Source organism: Stenotrophomonas sp. YJH_SMC_33 (assembly GCF_059372295.1).
In genome coordinates this window covers 98,490-115,454 of record NZ_JCAFVJ010000011.1, presented here as the reverse complement: position 1 = coordinate 115,454, position 16,965 = coordinate 98,490, and the positions used below count along the sequence as shown (strand labels likewise).

16 protein-coding genes and 1 tRNA gene are annotated in these 16,965 nt (G+C 65.4%); 8 read left to right on the top strand and 9 right to left on the bottom strand.

The window, feature by feature from the left end; all coding sequences use genetic code 11:
* Positions 1-125: 125 nt before the first annotated feature.
* Positions 126-1,859, bottom strand: a complete 1,734-nt coding sequence (locus tag AC5P9W_RS16110) for an ATP-binding protein (protein WP_329842121.1) — start codon at positions 1,857-1,859, stop codon at positions 126-128.
* A gap of 952 nt (positions 1,860-2,811) precedes the next feature.
* Positions 2,812-2,901 (bottom strand) — tRNA-Ser (locus AC5P9W_RS16105).
* Between the two features lie 124 nt (positions 2,902-3,025).
* Here AC5P9W_RS16105 and AC5P9W_RS16100 point away from each other — a divergent pair.
* Complete coding sequence (locus tag AC5P9W_RS16100; protein ID WP_329842123.1) at positions 3,026-4,099, top strand: DUF4241 domain-containing protein; 1,074 nt, start codon at positions 3,026-3,028, stop codon at positions 4,097-4,099.
* Positions 4,100-4,177: 78 nt separating this feature from the next.
* Here the strand turns inward: AC5P9W_RS16100 and AC5P9W_RS16095 are convergent, their stop codons facing one another.
* On the bottom strand, positions 4,178-5,170 hold the full coding sequence (locus AC5P9W_RS16095) for a LysR family transcriptional regulator (protein WP_005410175.1): 993 nt from the start codon (positions 5,168-5,170) through the stop codon (positions 4,178-4,180).
* Between the two features lie 124 nt (positions 5,171-5,294).
* On the opposite strand from AC5P9W_RS16095, the gene AC5P9W_RS16090 reads away from it, so the two are divergent.
* Both AC5P9W_RS16090 and AC5P9W_RS16085 read left to right on the top strand, forming a co-directional pair.
* Positions 5,295-5,882 (top strand): FMN-dependent NADH-azoreductase, encoded by a 588-nt coding sequence (locus tag AC5P9W_RS16090; protein WP_171952781.1) that lies wholly within the window; start codon positions 5,295-5,297, stop codon positions 5,880-5,882.
* Positions 5,883-6,018: 136 nt separating this feature from the next.
* Positions 6,019-6,375, top strand: a complete 357-nt coding sequence (locus AC5P9W_RS16085; protein WP_021202776.1) for an SH3 domain-containing protein — start codon at positions 6,019-6,021, stop codon at positions 6,373-6,375.
* A gap of 148 nt (positions 6,376-6,523) precedes the next feature.
* Here AC5P9W_RS16085 and serS read toward each other — a convergent pair whose 3' ends face one another.
* On the bottom strand, positions 6,524-7,804 hold the full coding sequence (serS, locus tag AC5P9W_RS16080; RefSeq protein WP_021202775.1) for a serine--tRNA ligase: 1,281 nt from the start codon (positions 7,802-7,804) through the stop codon (positions 6,524-6,526).
* Between the two features lie 113 nt (positions 7,805-7,917).
* Between serS and AC5P9W_RS16075 the strand changes: the two genes are divergently transcribed.
* Together AC5P9W_RS16075 and AC5P9W_RS16070 are read left to right on the top strand one after the other, a co-directional pair.
* A complete protein-coding gene (locus tag AC5P9W_RS16075) occupies positions 7,918-8,556 on the top strand; it encodes an energy transducer TonB (protein ID WP_495219355.1) in 639 nt (212 codons plus the stop codon).
* Positions 8,557-8,675: 119 nt separating this feature from the next.
* On the top strand, positions 8,676-9,248 hold the full coding sequence (locus AC5P9W_RS16070; RefSeq protein WP_019660324.1) for an energy transducer TonB: 573 nt from the start codon (positions 8,676-8,678) through the stop codon (positions 9,246-9,248).
* Positions 9,249-9,421: 173 nt separating this feature from the next.
* Here AC5P9W_RS16070 and aroA read toward each other — a convergent pair whose 3' ends face one another.
* The 4 genes from aroA to AC5P9W_RS16050 all read right to left on the bottom strand — a co-directional run bounded on the left by aroA (position 9,422) and on the right by AC5P9W_RS16050 (position 14,132).
* On the bottom strand, positions 9,422-10,729 hold the full coding sequence (aroA, locus tag AC5P9W_RS16065; protein WP_021202773.1) for a 3-phosphoshikimate 1-carboxyvinyltransferase: 1,308 nt from the start codon (positions 10,727-10,729) through the stop codon (positions 9,422-9,424).
* A gap of 78 nt (positions 10,730-10,807) precedes the next feature.
* Positions 10,808-12,007: a prephenate dehydratase gene (pheA, locus tag AC5P9W_RS16060; RefSeq protein WP_019660326.1), complete on the bottom strand. Its 1,200-nt coding sequence runs from the start codon at positions 12,005-12,007 to the stop codon at positions 10,808-10,810.
* A 51-nt stretch (positions 12,008-12,058) separates the two neighbouring features.
* Positions 12,059-13,144: a 3-phosphoserine/phosphohydroxythreonine transaminase gene (serC, locus tag AC5P9W_RS16055; RefSeq protein WP_180832417.1), complete on the bottom strand. Its 1,086-nt coding sequence runs from the start codon at positions 13,142-13,144 to the stop codon at positions 12,059-12,061.
* A 181-nt stretch (positions 13,145-13,325) separates the two neighbouring features.
* Complete coding sequence (locus tag AC5P9W_RS16050) at positions 13,326-14,132, bottom strand: FHA domain-containing protein (protein WP_197575223.1); 807 nt, start codon at positions 14,130-14,132, stop codon at positions 13,326-13,328.
* A 125-nt stretch (positions 14,133-14,257) separates the two neighbouring features.
* Between AC5P9W_RS16050 and AC5P9W_RS16045 the strand changes: the two genes are divergently transcribed.
* The 3 genes from AC5P9W_RS16045 (at position 14,258) to AC5P9W_RS16035 (ending at position 16,354) form a co-directional block, all read left to right on the top strand.
* Entirely contained in the window at positions 14,258-14,533 is a 276-nt protein-coding gene (locus AC5P9W_RS16045) for a polyhydroxyalkanoic acid system family protein (RefSeq protein WP_019660329.1), read from the top strand.
* A gap of 80 nt (positions 14,534-14,613) precedes the next feature.
* Positions 14,614-15,105: a phasin family protein gene (locus tag AC5P9W_RS16040; protein WP_111098176.1), complete on the top strand. Its 492-nt coding sequence runs from the start codon at positions 14,614-14,616 to the stop codon at positions 15,103-15,105.
* 238 nt (positions 15,106-15,343) lie between these two features.
* The gene (locus AC5P9W_RS16035) at positions 15,344-16,354 is read left to right on the top strand and encodes a restriction endonuclease (protein ID WP_021202769.1); all 1,011 of its coding nucleotides are present in this window, start codon (positions 15,344-15,346) and stop codon (positions 16,352-16,354) included.
* Between the two features lie 146 nt (positions 16,355-16,500).
* Here AC5P9W_RS16035 and AC5P9W_RS16030 read toward each other — a convergent pair whose 3' ends face one another.
* A complete protein-coding gene (locus AC5P9W_RS16030) occupies positions 16,501-16,878 on the bottom strand; it encodes a type II toxin-antitoxin system HicB family antitoxin (protein WP_021202768.1) in 378 nt (125 codons plus the stop codon).
* Positions 16,879-16,965 lie beyond the last annotated feature (87 nt).

Genomic DNA, 16,965 nt, shown 5'->3' with positions numbered 1-16,965 from the left:
CGAACAGCTCCTGAAGTGCCCATTGCGCCCCACTCGGTCTACGAAGACGCCGATTTTGCAGAAAGGGCACTGCTCCTCATGGATTGGCTTACTGTTCGTCATCGCGTATCCAGGCCTTTGAAGATCTACTTGAGCTGCCAGTCGAGCTGAGTTCGCGCCATTGAGATGACGTCAAAAAATGAAGTACCTACGACGTCCGGTTCCAAGTTGCTCGTTGGAAAGGCGCCCCGATCCCCCCCAACCACGTAGACACGGATACGCCTAGATGTGAAGGGACCAAAGTGATGCCTGTAGCCAGTTGCTTGCTGGTAGTCAGAGACAGTCAAGGTATGCGCCGGGCGCTTGAATTCAATGAGCAGATACTCTCCCGCAAAGTTCTGCTTCAGCATCAAATCTGGCCGATCGGTAGCATTGGCGCCGGTGTACTTCTGGTCCAAGTATTCCTCCACCATTCGACGCAGGGTCTTGTTGGACGAAAACAAGGCGAACTCCGGACCAAACACCCAAAGATTGCTCTCCAGCGCCCTATGCATAGTAGCTTCTAGCGTACTCTTGTCCCGGGACAAGTCTTCAAGCGCATCAAGAACAGCCGTCCGAGCTCGAGCTTGGTCAACCAGATGGGCCATATCAGCCAGACCAAAGTCGTTGAGTGAGTCTGCAACCTTTGAGACATCGGCGCTTGAGGCCCCCGCAATATGCTCGAGCAGAAGCCGGTAGTCGCTGCTCTCCAGAGCATCAAGCAGAACCGCGACCATGGGGGCAACCCTCTCGTGAGGCTCGTCTGAGTACCGATTAAGCACCTTCATGATCGCCTTATCAGCGAACTCACGCTTGTACTCGGGGAGCTCGGCCATCCTCTTGTTGAACTGCTGCTGCAACCGGGCTCGGGCCAAACTCATATGCCTCTTGAAGCGAGCCTGATAGCTCTCATAGAGAGCATCCCTGACACGATCCTGTACGAGAGCCCACGTCGGGTCACCAGCAACAAGGGTCTCCCAGCTAGCAACATTGGCGTCCACCACGCCTTCTAGGTCGATTTCGCCATAGAGCTTCTTCAGCAACTTAGGCGAGATATCTCCACGTTGGTCGAGCCCAAAGAGTGAAGGCCGCCCCACAATGCGCGAGCCCACGCGGATCTGAATTCCCGGACTCTTCATGCCGGTCTTTCGCTCGCTCAGGGCGAATCGAACAGTCAGGTCCGCGGCACCTGGAACACTGATTGCCTTCTCCTCAAAATGGCCTTGAACATCGTCGACGTCTAATGGTTTGCCGTTGATCTCGATAACCATGTCTTGACGCCGCCCGTAGGACTGGACTAACAAGTGCCTTAGTTCAACGGCGTCTGGATAAGCTCCCCCTTGCCTGAGCTGAGAGAGCGTGATGGTTGTGCCCTGCACATGTTCATCCTCTACAGACACTGTGTAGGGAATCTCCAGTTCATCGATTCCATCAACATCCTTAAGCTGCTCGAGGGTGAAGCTCAGCTTCACTCGCCGCCCTCCTACGGCGGTATCAACGCGCATCTCGGCGGCGGCCATCAGACCAGAGAACTTGCCGATGCCCTTGCTGCCCTTGACCTTCCGCTTGAACCGAATGGAGCTGTCGCCGGAGCGTCGCCTTCTGTCAGCCGCGATCTGCAGATAATGGGTACGGATCTGGTCAACGGTCATTCCGTTCCCATTGTCCGAGACGACGATGGGATTACCGGAGAGAGGCTCTGGGATATCCACAAGTACCCTCGTTGCATCAGCGTCCCAGGCGTTATCGATCAGCTCAATCAACGCCCGCTCCGTTGATGAGTACTCATTGCTAAGCAAGGTGGCAATACGAGAGTTGACACCAAAGTTGAGCTTATCCATTCCCAAGAGCTCCATTCCAAATGACATACGACGCTGCGTGGCAGATAAAGGCAATCCAGAAATGTAGTACCACAGAGCGCTATCGGCTCAAAGCAGGTGAGCTTGAGACCATCCTCTAGAAGATATCGGCACACGTCGCCCACGGAAGCCCGCTTCCACGGCCAATGCGCAAAGCGCGCTGGCCGTGATCCGCTCTTTGGCCATCCCGATGGTGCCACTACAATCCCGGCGCGAGGCTTTCGCTCGCGGTGACAGCTACTTGTTCAGAGTAAGGGATTTCGGAAGGGCCCTTGGACTCTTATACGAAGATTTCGCGGAAGCGGCTTGGGCCCACAGGATCTACATCGGCATGATCGAACGCGGCGAAGAACGGTGCGACCTACGGCCCAAGCAATCAAAGTCCCGCTCAGGAGACCTCTGGGCTAAGCAAGCTATTTGCGACAGCAGATGATCCGAATGCAACGCTTTATCTGCTTCAGGCTCGTGCGATCACCCGCCCAAGTTTCGCCGGGAGACAGCCGGAAGTACTAAGGGGCCACTTTGCCTAAGAAGCGCCGTTAGCTGACCGCTTTGCAGACTTCACGACACTCAATGATGAAGCTGCGTCCGCCTCACCAACGCCTCCGACGATCTTGAGTAAGCATAGCCAGGGAGTCGGCAGCTGCGCCCACAACTTCCCTCACTGCTGAGCCTCCCCGTGCCATGGGCAGAGATCAGGACTCCCTGATTGCCGATCACGAGAGGCCACCGCAGACTTCGCGAAGTCGCCCCAGACTGAGCAATGCAACTCTTGGAATGCCCCCGAAGCGTCGAACGAACCCAGCCTCTGTGAGCCAGAGGTGGCGTCCAGATCTGTCCATGTATGCCCAAGCGGGCGCGGCATACCAGCTGGCATACCGAATTTAGAGTCGAATGATTTTATCTTTCAAAATCAATGACTTGTTCGAAAAGGTGGCGGAGAGAGTGGGATTCGAACCCACGGAAGGTTTAACCCTTCGCCGGTTTTCAAGACCGGTGCCTTAAACCGCTCGGCCATCTCTCCAATCGGGTCCCGGTCGCCCGGGCAGCGACGTATTCTCGCACGTGAAGGGCATTTGCCCAAGACCACCTTGCCCCTGCCCTTCGCATCCGGCACGGTGGGAGCCTTCACCGCACTCGGAGCCGCCATGGCCCATCTCGATCTGGCCAACCTGCGCACCTGCCTGCTGGACGATACACAGCTGGCCGCTGTGGCCCTGCACCGCACCTTTGCGGGGCACCTGCCGGTCAGCAGCGGGCAGCTGGTGGTCTGCGATCCGCTGGTCCAGGCCGAGGCGCCTGCGCTGGCCGACTACACCGCCCCGCTGGGCCGGCACCCGGTCGAAATCATCGTGCACAGCGGCCGCCCGGCCCTGGCCGTGGTCTGGTTCAAGCCCCGCGAAGCTCTTACCGCGACCGCCCTGCACTGGCAGATGGCGCGCTGGACCACCCAGGACCTGACCGGCCTGGATGAGGACAGCTTCATCGGCTATCCGGTCGACGCTGGCATCGGTTGTTTCATGGACACCGACACCCAGCAGGCGCTGCTGGCCCTGATCGAACAGGCCGATGGCGAGGAAGAGAGTGAATGGTCGGATGCACTGATCGACCACGATGGCCTGGACGAAGGCGTCGAATACCGCCCCTGGGGGGAGAACTCGCCGCACGGCCTGGTGGTCTTCACCAGCGGCTGGGGCGACGGTGTCTATCCCAGCTACTGGGGGCTGGATACGTCTGGCATTCCGGTCGCCCTGATCACCGATTTCCTGTGCATCCAGGGCGGCGATGGGCGCGACGAGCGCGAGATTGCCGACCAGGCCTATCGCGACAACCTGCCCCCTGCGGAAGCCGAGGCGCTGGCGCGGCTGGTGGCTGCGGTAGAAGGAGACGACGCGGAGGCATTGCAGGACCTGCTGAAGGATGCGCCGCAGCGCGCCAACCAGATCGAACCGGGCTGCGGCGGCACCGCCCTGTACGAGGCGATCCGCCTGGACCGCCCGCAGGCATTGCGGGTGCTGTTGCAGGGCGGCGCATTGCCGGCAATGCCCGAACGCCTTCACATGAGCAAGGTGACCGGCTATCTGGACTATGCGCGCTTCCTGAAGAAGCCGCGCAGCGCGGAACTGATGGCGGTGCTGGAAGCGCCCGTCGTTGCGGCCGAACCGCCACCGGCCGCAGCGCGACGCCGCAGCTTCTGGGACCGGCTGTTCGGCCGGAACTGATCGTCGGAAAACAGCAACGCCGGGCATGGCCCGGCGCTACCGTTTCACAGATTAGCGGTGCAGTTGCGGGTAGGTGCCTCAGCCCGCATCCACCGCCAGCGCACCCAGCGCACTGGCCTTGATCCGCTCCTTGGCCTTTTCACAGGCGCCACCGCAATCCAGGCGCGAGGCCTCCAGCTGCGGCGGCAGATGCTCGGCCAGGAAGTCGATGAACACGCGCACCGCTGGCAGCAGGCCCCGGCGCGAGGCGAACACGGCGTGGCACACGCCCTGCGGCAGCGACCAGTCCGGTAGCACCACTTCCAGCTCGCCGTTGCGCACGGCGTCGGCGCACACGGTTTCCGGCAGCATGGTGATGCCGAAACCGTCTTTCACCATGCTCTGCAGCAACGGGAAGTCGAAACCGGCCACGCGCGGCTGCAGGTCGACCCGGCGCACTTCGCCTTCCGGGCCATGCAGTTCCCAGCGCTGGCGGGCTTCGTCTTCGCTGATGCTGAGGGTGACGTGCTGGGTCAGCTCTTCCGGGTCCTTGGGGCGACCGGCGCGGTCCAGGTACTTGGGGCTGGCCACCAGCAGTTCCTGCACCTGGCCGAAGCTGCGCATCACCAGGCTGCCGTCGTCATCCAGGCGCGAACGCACGCGCAGAGCCACGTCGTAGCCTTCGTTGATGATGTCCACGCGGCGGTTGCTGATGTTCAGCTGCAGCCGCACCTTCGGGTACTGCTCAAGGAACTTGGGCAGCAGCTTGGGCAGCTGCATCTGCGCCAGTGACACCGGCACGCTGGCGCGCACCACGCCGCGCGGCTCCGCGCTGAGGCGGTCCACCACTTCGCGGGCGGCCTGGGCCTCGGCCAGCATCGTCTGCGCATGGCGATGCACGCTGGTGCCGACATCGGTGACCGCGAAACGGCGCGTGGAGCGCTGCAGCAGGCGTACGCCCAGGTCGGTTTCCAGCTGGCTGATGCGGCGGCTCAGGCGCGACTTGGGAATACCCAGTGCGCGCTCGGCGGCGGCGAACCCGCCGTGGTCGACCACCATCGCGAAGTAGTACAGATCATTCAGGTCATGCATGCCCGAGTTCCATATCTAGAACAATACGTGGCATTCAACCACCTTTATTCCGCCTTTGCAACAACCTATCGTTCTCTCCGTCGGCGGCAAACCCGCCCCTCCTTCCAGAACACAGGTGACTGCCATGAAGCTTCTGCATCTCGACGCCAGCGTGCTTGGCGACAACTCCGTCTCGCGCCAGCTGTCGGCCGCCGTGGTCGCCCGCCTCGCCAGCCAGATCGACGGCCTGCAGGTCGATTATCGCGATCTTGACGCCAATCCGGTACCGCATCTGCGCAGCAGCTCGCTGGCCAGGACCGACGCCGCTGAAGCGACCGATGCTGAACAGGTGATGCAGCAGTTCCTGGAGGCCGACATCGTTGTGATCGGCGCGCCGATGTACAACTTCAGCATCCCGTCCACCCTGAAGGCCTGGATCGATCGCGTGGCCGTGGCCGGCCGCACCTTCAAGTACACCGAGAACGGCCCGGTGGGCCTGGCCGGCGGCAAGCGGGTGATCATCGCCAGCAGCCGCGGCGGCATCTACACCGACTCGCCGGCCGACTTCCAGGAGCCGTTCCTGCGCCAGGTGTTCGCCTTCATGGGCATCAACGAGATCGAATTCGTGCGCGCCGAAGGCATCGCCTATTCGCCGCAGCACCGTGAAGACGCCATTGCCGGTGCGCTGGCGGCGCTGCCGTCGCACGAAGCGGCCGAACCCGTCGCCGCATAACGCGTCCCAGCGTTCGGCGCCCCTCTCTCCTCGTCTGGGCGCTGAACGCGGGCCGGGATCCCCTCCCCCATCCCGGCCCCCCCTGGCGGCCCCGCTTTGCGGGGCCGTTTTTTTGTGGGCGCGTTAGGCTGGGGCCATGGACTACACCGTGACGGCTGCGCACCGCAGCGAATTTCCGCACCCGATCACCCTGCGCCGTGGCCAGGCGCTGGTGGTGGGCGAACGTTATGAAGGCCCGGAGGGCTGGGAAGACTGGTTCCTGTGCGAGGCCAAGGGGCAGCAGCCCGGTTTCGTGCCGGCGCCGGTGATCGGTCGCAATGCGCAGGGTGACGCCTATGCCACGGAGGATTACTGCGCGCGGGAGTTGGATGTGGATCCGGGGCAGCTGCTGCGAGGAATGCGCACGCTCAATGGATGGGCATGGTGCGTGCCGGAGACCGGCGAACCGGGATGGGTGCCGCTGGAGAAGCTGAGGGCAGCAGAAACCCGGTAGCGCCCGAGCCTATGCTCGGGCGGCGGCGCGAAGCGCCGATAATCAATGCGGCCCGCCAGGGGCAGGAGCAGCCGAGCATAGGCTCGGCTCTACATGGATCTGTAGCGTCCGAGCCTAAGCTTCGGGCGGCGGCGCGAATCGCCGGCTGTCAGGCGATGGTTTCCAGGCCACCCATGTACGGGCGCAGGGCCTCCGGCACGGTGATGCTGCCATCGGCGTTCTGGTAGTTCTCCATCACCGCGATCATCGCGCGGCCGACGGCCACGCCCGAGCCATTCAGCGTGTGCGCCAGCTCCGGCTTGCCGGTGGCCGGGTTGCGCCAGCGCGCCTGCATGCGGCGGGCCTGGAAGTCACCACAGTTCGAGCACGAGGAGATCTCGCGATAGGTTTCCTGCGACGGCAGCCAGACTTCCAGGTCGTAGGTCTTGATGGCCGAGAAGCCCATGTCGCCGGTGCACAGCAGCACCTTGCGGTACGGCAGGCCCAGCTTCTCCAGCACCACTTCGGCGCAGCGGGTCATGCGCTGGTGTTCGGCGTCGCTGTCTTCCGGGCGGCAGATCGAGACCAGCTCGACCTTCTCGAACTGGTGCTGACGGATCATGCCGCGAACGTCGCGGCCACCACTGCCAGCCTCGGCACGGAAGCACATCGAGTGGGCGGTCATGCGCAGCGGCAGGCGCTCGGCCTCGACGATCTCGTCGCGCACGATGTTGGTCAGCGGCACTTCCGAGGTCGGGATCAGGTAACGCGTGGAGTCGCCCACGGCGGTCTTGAACAGATCGTCCTCGAACTTCGGCAGCTGGCTGGTGCCACGCAGTGAATCGGCGTTGACCAGCAGCGGCACGTTGGTTTCCTCGTAGCCGTGCTCACCGGTGTGCAGGTCGACCATGAACTGGGCCAGCGCACGGTGCAGGCGCGCGATCGGGCCGCGCAGCACGGTGAAGCGCGAGCCAGACAACTTGGCCGCGGTCTCGCCGTCCAGCCAGCCGTTGCGGGCGCCCAGTTCGACGTGGTCGAGCACCTTGAAATCGAACTGGCGCGGGGTACCCCAACGTGCCTGCTCGACGTTGTCGTTCTCATCGGCACCGGCCGGCACGTCATCGGCCGGCAGGTTCGGAATGCCCATCGAGATCGCTTCGATCTTCTCGCGCAGCTCGTCCAGCGCCACTTCCGAGGCCTTCAGCTCGTCGGCGAAGGCAGCAACCTCGGCCATGATGGCCGAAACGTCCTCGCCCTTGGCCTTGGCCTGGCCGATGGCCTTGGAACGGCTGTTGCGCAGGCTCTGCAGTTCCTGGGTACGTACCTGGATGCGCTTGCGATCAGCCTCCAGGGCCTCCAGGGCAGACACGTCGAGCTCGAAGCCGCGGCTGGTGCGCAGGCGTTCAGCGAGGTCGGCGGGCTGGTGGCGGAGCAGGGCTGGATCAAGCATGGCAGGTGTCGTGGTGGGTATCAGGAACGGGATTATCGCTTGTTATACGGATTTCTGCCGCCCGGTTCATTCCCGCCGTGGCAGAATCGAGCCATTCCGTACTGGTCCGGTCCATGTCTGCACCCCGCTCGTCGTCCGCCAAGTCCTTCACTGTGCATATCCCGCGCAACGCCCTGAAGATCGCCGGCATCGCCTTCGGCGTGGGCGTACTGCTGTTCGTGCTGGTCTGGCTGACCGGCCGCAACAAGGAGTTCTTCCGCGCCGACCCGGCCGCGCAGACCCCGCAGGAAACCGCCCAGGTCGAGCCCCTCCCGGAACCGTTGGCCGCTGCGGCCGGTTCCAGCGACATGCCCGATGCCAAGCCGGCCCCGGTCGAGGAAGAAGCGCCGAAGCTGGTCGAAACCGCCCCGCCACCGCCCGCCCCGATCGCTGAAGCAGCCCCGGCCGCACCGGGCCCTGCGCCGGCGGCCACCGGCAACAGCCAGCCGATGCCGATTGCCGGTCAGTCGCCGCCACCGTCCTATCCCGCCGCCGCCCTGCGCGCCGGTGAAACCGGCACCGTGGTGGTACGCGTGGATGTAGACGCCACCGGCTATCCGAACAACGCCACGGTGATCCAGCGCAGCGGTTCACGCGACCTCGACCGTGCCGCGACCGACGCCGTGCGCCGTTGGCGATTCACCCCGGCCCAGAGCAACGGCCAGGCCGTGCCTGGCAGCATTGAAGTGCCGTTCGACTTCAAGACGCAGTAACTGAACGCTCCCCAGCAGGCAAGCTGAACCCTGCCGGTGATGTTGACGCAACGCTGACACTTTCCGTCTGTGGCTCGGGCAACACTGCCCATGTCGTCCATTGACGGAAGGAGTTTGCGATGGCTGTTACCACCCACGAAGACCTTCATTCGCCGCGGTTGCAGCGGGACTCAAGCGTACAGCACAAGAACGCGTCGCCCTGGATGTGGATCGCACTGATCGTGGCGATGTTTGCTGCCGCCCTGCTCTGGCTGCGTCATTCCAGCCAGGAAGAGGTGGCACCTGCGCCGGTCGGCGAGCGCATGCTGCCGGCCCCCGAGCAGGCGGCGGTGACGGACGCAGCGACGCCTGCCGCGCGCCAGGCAACCCCGGCTACTGCTTCGCGGAAGGCCGCGCCGGTAGTGCGCAATCGTGAAGCCCGCCCGCTGGCCAGCAACCGCATGCCCACCTACCCCGCCGCCGCGCTGCGTAGCGGCGTGCAGGGCAGCGTGATCGCCAGCCTGAATGTGGATACCCGCGGCAATGTCGCCAACGCTGCGATCGTCTCGCGCAGCGGCGAGCGCAGTCGTGATCTGGATCGTGCGGTGCTCAGCACCGTGCAGAACTGGAAGTTCCAACCCGCGGTGCAGGATGGCCGCGCAGTAGCCAGCGTGGTGCGGGTCCCGGTGGATTTCCGTACCGAGCAGCGTTGATCGCGAACGAGGGGTTCGTGATGTTTAGACGGAGGCTTCGGCCTCCGTCCTTTTATGCGGAAAGCGTGCCAACCAAGGTTGGCACCTACCGGGAGATGTGAGCGTGCCAACCAAGATTGGCACCTGCCGGGCAATGCGATCCGCCGGGCATGGCCCGGTGCTCGCGATGCCGATCAGGCCAGGTTGAACCCGGCGCTGCGGGCCAGACCATCGAAGTCCGGGAAGGACGTGGCGACGTTGGCGATATCGTTGATCCGCACTTCGCCATCGCTGATCTGGCCGGCAATGGCGAATGCCATGGCGATGCGGTGGTCACCGTGGCTTTCGATGGTGCCGCTGCCCAGGCGCACACCGCCGTGCAGGGTGGCCCCATCCTCGGTCTCGTCCACCTGCATGCCCAGCGCGCGCAGGCCGGTGGCCATCGCCGCAAGGCGATCGGATTCCTTCACCCGCAGCTCGGCGGCGCCACTGACCACGGTCCGGCCTTCGGCGGCTGCAGCCGCCACGAACAGCGCCGGGAACTCGTCAATCATGTCCGGCACCAATTCCTCCGGAATGCGTGCCCCCTTCAGCGGGGCATAGCGCACCACCAGGTCTGCCACCGGTTCACCGCCCTGCTCGGCAGGATTCTCTTCGGTGATGTCCGCCCCCATCAGGCGCAGCGCGTGCAGCAGGCCGGTGCGGCGCGGGTTCAGGCCGACCTGCTTCAGGCGCAGCTCGGAGCCGGGAATGATGCTGGCCGCCACCAGGTAGAACGCGGCCGAGGAAAAGTCTGCCGGTACCACGATGTCGGTGGCGCGCAGGCGCTGGCCGCCACGCAGGCGGGCCTTGCCGGGCGAGAATTCGATGTCCACGCCGAACGCCGACAGCATGCGTTCGGTGTAGTCGCGGGTCGGGTGCGGCTCGACAACGCTGGTTTCGCCCTGTGCGTACAGGCCTGCCAGCAACACCGCCGACTTGATCTGCGCGCTGGCCACCGGCGAGGCGAAGTCGATGCCATGCAGCGTCTGGCCGCCATGCACGTGCAGCGGCGGCGTGCCGTCATCCTGGGTGTCGATCTTCGCGCCCATCTGCGACAGCGGGCCGGTGACGCGGCGCATCGGTCGGCCCGACAGCGACTCATCGCCGATCAGCGTGCAGTCGAACGCTTGGCCCGCCAGCAACCCGGCCAGCAGGCGCATGCCGGTGCCGGCATTGCCGCAGTCCAGCGGTGCATCCGGCGCTTTCAGGCCGTCGATGCCGACGCCGTGCACGATGCGCTGCGACGGGCTGGGCGTTTCGATGCGCACCCCCAGCTGGCTGAAGATGCGCGCCGTGGCGCGGGTGTCTTCGCCTTCCAGGAAGCCTTCGATATGCGAGGTGCCATCGGCCAGCGCGGCGAACATCACCGAGCGATGCGAGACCGACTTGTCGCCGGGAATGGTCAGGCTGCCCTGCAGGGGCTGGCCCTTGCGGGCGATCCAGTGTTGCGCGTTGCTCATCGTTCGATAATTCCGTAAACGCCGGCAGCCCGCCGGCGATGCATCAGGGGGTGGCGGCCGGGGCCGCCCAAGCAGCACTCAGGGCACGGCCACAGGATAGGAGCCCAGCACCTTGATCTGCGCCGAGTGCGCTTCAAGTTCGGCCAGCGCCGCCTGCATCGGCGCGTCGTCGATGTGGCCGGCCAGGTCGATGAAGAAGCCGTACTCCCACTTGCCATGGTGCGACGGCCGCGACTCGATGCGGTTCATGCTGATGCCGTGGCGGGCGAACGGGCTGAGCACGTCGAACAGCGCACCGGGCTTGTCATGGATGAACACCAGCACCGAGGTGCGGTCGTGGCCGGAGGTCGGGAAGATGTTGCGGCCCACCACCAGGAAGCGGGTGGTGTTGTCGGCATCGTTCTGGATCGGCTTGGTGACCACCTTCTTCAGGCCGTACACGTGGCCGGCACTCTCGCCGCCGATGGCCGCCGCGTCGTCGGCGTTGCGCGCACGGCGCGCACCCTCGGCGTTGCTCGACACCGGAATCTTCTCGGCCTTCGGCAGGTTGGCGCGCAGCCACGCCGAGGTCTGCATGAACGACTGCGGATGTGCGTAGATGCGCTCGATGTCCTCGATGCGGCCGCTGCGCGACATCAGGTACTGCTGCACGCGCAGTTCCACTTCGCCGCAGATCTTCAGGTTGGAGGTCAGGAACATGTCCAGGGTGATCTGGATGGTGCCCTGCCCCGAGTTCTCCACCGGCACCACGCCGAAATCGGCGTTGCCCGCTTCCACTTCCTGGAACACTTCCTCGATGCTGGCCATCGGCAGGCCCAGCGCGGAGCGGCCAAAGTGCTTGAGCACGGCCTGCTGGCTGAAAGTACCTTCCGGGCCGAGGTAACCGATCTTCAGCGGCTCCTGCTGGGCCAGGCAGGCCGACATGATCTCGCGGTAGACGTGCACCAGCAGCTCATCGCTGAGCGGGCCTTCGTTGCGATCCACCACCATGCGCAGCACCTGCGCTTCGCGCTCGGGGCGGTAGTAGTCGACGGCGGCGGCGAGCTTGCCCTTGGCCTTGCCGACCTGATGGGCGAAGCGCGCGCGCTCGGCGATCAGGCTCTGGATGTCGCGGTCGATCTGGTCGATCTTCGAGCGCACATCGGCCAGCGCCAGCGGCGCCAGGGTGGGTGCCGGGTTCGAGGCGGCCTTGGCCTTGCCCTTCGCCTTGGCGGGCGCGCTGTCCTTGGCCGGTTCGGCCTTCTTCGGCGCCTTCTTGCTGGATTTGCTGCTTGCCATCGGAATTCCTTGTTGCGGGGCCCGCACCCGACGGTGCGCGCCGTTCATTGCTCAGCCGTGACGCTGCTGGAAATCGGCCATGAAGGCGACCAGCGCCTCGGCCCCGGCCAGCGGCATGGCGTTGTACAGCGAGGCACGGATGCCACCGACGACCTTGTGGCCCTTCAGCGCCAGCAGGCCGGCCGCCTTGGCCTCGGCCACGAAGCGGGCATCGAGACCGGCGTTGGGCAGGAAGAACGGGATGTTCATCCGCGAACGGGCCGCATGTGCAACTTCATTGCGGTAGAAGCCGCCGGAGCCGTCGATGGCTCTGTACACCAGCGCGGCCTTGGCGGCATTGCGCCTGGCGAACTCGGCCACGCCGCCCTCGGCCAGCATCCACTTGAACACCAGGCTGGCCAGGTACCAGTTCCAGGTCGGCGGGGTGTTGAGCATCGAATCGCGGGCGACATGCGAACGGTAATCGAAGATGTCCGCGCGCGGCTGGCCACTGCGCTCGAGCAGGTCGCGGCGGATGATCATCACCGCGATGCCGACCGGGCCCAGGTTCTTCTGGGCACCGGCATAGATCACGCCGTAGCGGCGCACGTCCAGCGGCTCGCTGGCGATGGACGAGCTGAAGTCGGCGATCAGCGGAACGTTGCCGGTATCGGGCACATCACGGAACTCGACGCCGTGGATGGTCTCGTTGGCGGTGACGTGCACATAGGCGGCATCCGGCGAGAGCCGCCAGCCGGCGCGCGGCGGCAGCGTGCGATAGCCATCGGCCTCGCTGCTGGCGGCGATGTTGACGTCGACGTAGACACTGGCCTGCTTGACCGCGGTCTTGCCCCAGTGGCCACTGACCACGTAGTCGGCACGCTGGCCCGGGGCGGCGAAATTGAGCGGGATCAACGCCTGCTGGGTGGTGGCACCACCGGACAGGAACAGCACCGCATAGTCGTCGGGGATGTCGAGCAGGCGCCGCAGGTCGGCCTCGGCCTCGGCGGCCACGGACATGAATTCCGCGCCGCGATGGCTCATTTCCACGATCGAAGCGCCGGACCCGTGCCAGTCCAGCATTTCCGCCTGCGCCTGGCGCAGGACCGATTCCGGCAAGGTCGCAGGGCCGGCACTGAAGTTGAACGCGCGCGTCATGTCACACCTGTGGGGCAAGACCCCTAGTATGCCGCAGCGCACCAGCCTTGCGGCCTTGTGGCGCAAGGGAAATTTGGTTTCATTGGAATCCATCGGCAACGCGACCGGGTAGTGCCGGCCGCTGGCCAGCCACCTCACGGATTCAGGGGCGGCGGTTGCCGGCCAGCGGCCGGCACTAGCGTCAGCGCGCGCCGAACCAGAGCAGCAGGCTGAGCAGCGCGGCCAGCAGCAGCGCACTGACCAGCAGCCACGGCCAGCGCCGGACCTTGCGCGGCACGGCCGGCAGCACCGGCGCCTGCTCGGCGTCCTGGCTGGACTCGTCTTCATCCGGCAGCGGGCGCCGGCGCGGGTCATGCGGCACTTCCAGCACAAACCGGTGCTGGCCATCAAACACCACCTGGTCGCCGGCCTGCAGCCAGCAATGGCGCACGGCCACGCCATTGACGCAGGTGCCGTCGGCACTGCCCAGATCGCGCAGCAGCACGCGATCACCATGCACTTCCACGCGGGCGTGTCGTTCGGCGAAGGCCGGATCGTCAATAGCGATGTCAGCGTCGCCGCCGCGGCCGATCAGGCGGGCCCGCGACAGGGTGAAGCTGCGGCCGTGGTGCAGGCCGCCAACTCCGCGCAACAGCCGCTGCTGCTCGTCGCTGCCTTCCTCGTTCTTCGGCGCAGGCGCCTGCAGCAGGCTCTCGACTTCACCTTGCAGGACCATCTCCACGCCGTCCACATACACCGCATCGCCCGCACGCAGCAGCGCCATGCGCCGCACCGGTCGACCGTTCACATGAATGCCGCGGATCCCGTTGCCGACCTGCAGCCACAGGCCGCGATCATCCAGGCAGAACTGCGCCAGCAACAGGGCACCATGGCCGGCATCGCCGAGCCGCACACTGCCGTTGGCCTGGCGCACGATGCGTTGCACCCCGAGCCGCAGCGGCTGGTCGGGCTGTTGTTGTTGGCTGAAGTGAACAAGCAGGTTCTGCACGCGGCGCAGCCTAGCAGGTTGGTCGCCAACGAAGAAGAACCCAGGATGAGTGCTTGGCGCGGAGGCCCTCGATGCGCACAATGCTCGCCCTCATTGATCATCCCCGCCCTGCGCCAGGAGCCTGCATGTCCACCATCGATGTCCGCCACGCCCACGGCCTGCCCGACGCGCAGGCGCGCGCCGCGATCGAGCAGGTCGCCGCCAAGCTGTCCGAGCGCTTCGGCCTGAAGTCGTCGTGGACCGCCGATGTACTGAACTTCTCCGGCAGCGGCGTGGACGGCGCGATCGAACTGCAGCCAGGCGCCGTGCGCGTGACGGCCAAGCTGGGCTTCCTGCTGTCGGCGATGAAGGGCATGGTCGAAGGCGAGATACAGCGCGTTCTGAAGGAAAAGCTGGGCTGAACCCCGGCCGCGGCCATCACGGCCGTGCAACGCCACGGCGCGCTACTCTCGGGGCAGGCCCAACTCCCACGGGAACTGCGATGAACCACTACGAGAACGACGACCGCCGCAACGACGACGCCTCTTTCGGTGACCAGGCCGAGCGCTTTTCGCGCAAGCTGAGTGACTCGGCGCAGCAGGTGTGGCTGGCCGGTCTTGGCGCTCTCGGCCGTGCACAGGCCGAAGGCAGCCGCTTCTTTGACGGCCTGGTGAAGGAAGGCGAAGCCTGGGAAGCCCGCCGCCGTGAGCGCAGCAGCGAACAGGGCCCGGGCTGGCGTGATAACGTCGAGAGCTCGCTGGACGGAGCCCGCGAGAAGGCCTCGGGCACCTGGAACAAGGTCGAGAAGGCCTTTGATGACCAGGTGCAGGGCGTGCTCAAGCGGTTGCATGTACCCACCGCCGACGAAGTGACGGCGCTCGAAGCCCGCATCGATGCCCTGCACGCGCGCCTGGCCAGGCTGGAAAACCGGGCAGCGTCGGGTACCGACGCCCCTGCTCCGGGCAGCCATCAGTCGCCAGGCGGCCTGCCCTGACCGGCTCATTGTTGCAATGCAATAAACTTTGATTGACAATCGCGAGCAACCCGCCAATCGCTTCGGCTGCCGTTTGTTCCCTCCCCTCACGGCTTCAGGATTGGCGGGTTTTTCGTGCCTGTTGTATTCCGAACTGGGCGTTCCATCACGCTTCCTGTCAGGAACCTCCTGACCCGGCCAGGTACCGCGACCTTTACACTGTCGTTCTCCGCTTTCGCTCCTTCCGCCCTACTCCTGCATGCTCCCCTGGATCCTGGCCCTGCTGTCGGCCCTGCTTACCTGTTCCCTGGCTGTTGTCTATCTGTGGTGGATCAAGCGGCGGCAGAAGGAGATGCAACTCGGCCTGCAAGCCCTGGCCGGCATGCACTGGCGCGAGTTCTCGGTACTGGTCAAGCGCATGCTGCGCGAACAGCGCGGCCTGCGTGAACTGAATGACCCGGCGGAGGAATCCCGCGAGCCGAGCAGCGACTTCCTGCTCAGCGACGGCCCCAACCAGTGGCTGGTGTCCTGCAAGCATGGCCTTGCCTACCGTATCGGCACCGCCGCAGTGAACGAGCTGGGGGCTGCTGCGCGCCTGGCCGGCGCCAAGGGCGGCGTGCTGCTGACCGAAGGCCGGATGGAACGCGACGGGCGCAGCGCTGCCGAGAAGCAGGCGGTAGAAGTACTGGACGGTCCGCGCCTGTGGCCGTTGCTGCAGCCCTACCTGCCGGCAGAAATCGAAACCCGTGTGCGCGCCAGCGCCCGCCATGAAGCCCTGCGCCGGATCGCCATTGCCGCGCTCGGCGCGGTCACGCTGGGCCTGCTGGTGGGATTGAGCCTGCAAGGCTTGCATGTGCAGGACACCCCGCCTGTTGCCGAGGTGGCGGACACCCCCGCGCCGGTTGCGCCTGCGGTTGAAGCGGCGCCCGAACCGGCGCCGGCCCCCGCCACCACGCCGCCGGCCGCTGCGCCTGCACCGGCCACGCCCTCAGCCGACGCGCGCAGCAACCCCAACCCGGATGCCGCCACGCTGGAGCGTTTCCAGGCCGATCTGTCCCGCGCCTTGGCCGGCAAGCCCGGTATCGCCAGCGGGGTCTGGCTGACCCGGCAGACGCTGGCGATCAACCGCACGGGCGAGCTGGACGCGGTGTGGCCGCAGGTCTGCGAGGAAGTGCTGCACTACCCCGCCCTGCGCAACGTGCGCATCCAGCTCAACGCCCGCCCCGGCGTGGATGAGCCGGTGCGCTGGCGCCAATGCGCCACGTACTGATGGGGCCGCATCCACGCGTGGCGTGGTTTTACTGAACCCCGATGCGCGACCCCTTGGTAGATCCACGCCACGCGTGGATGCCTTTGCAGAGTTGAGCCACACGCGAACAGCAGCCGAGCATCGGCTCGGCGCCACATGGCGCCAGCTCAGCCCAATGCTGCGAGATGGGCGATGTAACTGGAGCGCGATTCACCCGCCGCTCTGGCCTGCGCATCCAGCCTCGCCAGGATCCGGCGTGGCAGGCTGATATTGACCCGCTCGATGGTATCGTCCAGCAGAGCCGGATCAATGCAGATGTACGCAAGAATCCAACGGATGTCCTTGGATGCCTCGGCGGCGATCTTCTGCGGCGCGGAAGGTGTCGGAATCGGGCGCCCCTCATCCAGGGCCGCATCAATCCAGGCGAGTGCAGCTTCCTCGGCAGCGCTGAGCGCATCATCAAGCGTGTTGGCCGCCGAGAAGCACCCCGGCAGATCTGGAACGACCACACCCCACGCGGTGCGCTCATCGCCTGCCTCGATCAAGACTGGATATCGCATGGGCCCTCCTGCGTCAGTCCTGCGAGCTTCCGCAACGCCTGCACCAGTCCTTTCCCCGGATCCTTCCTTTGG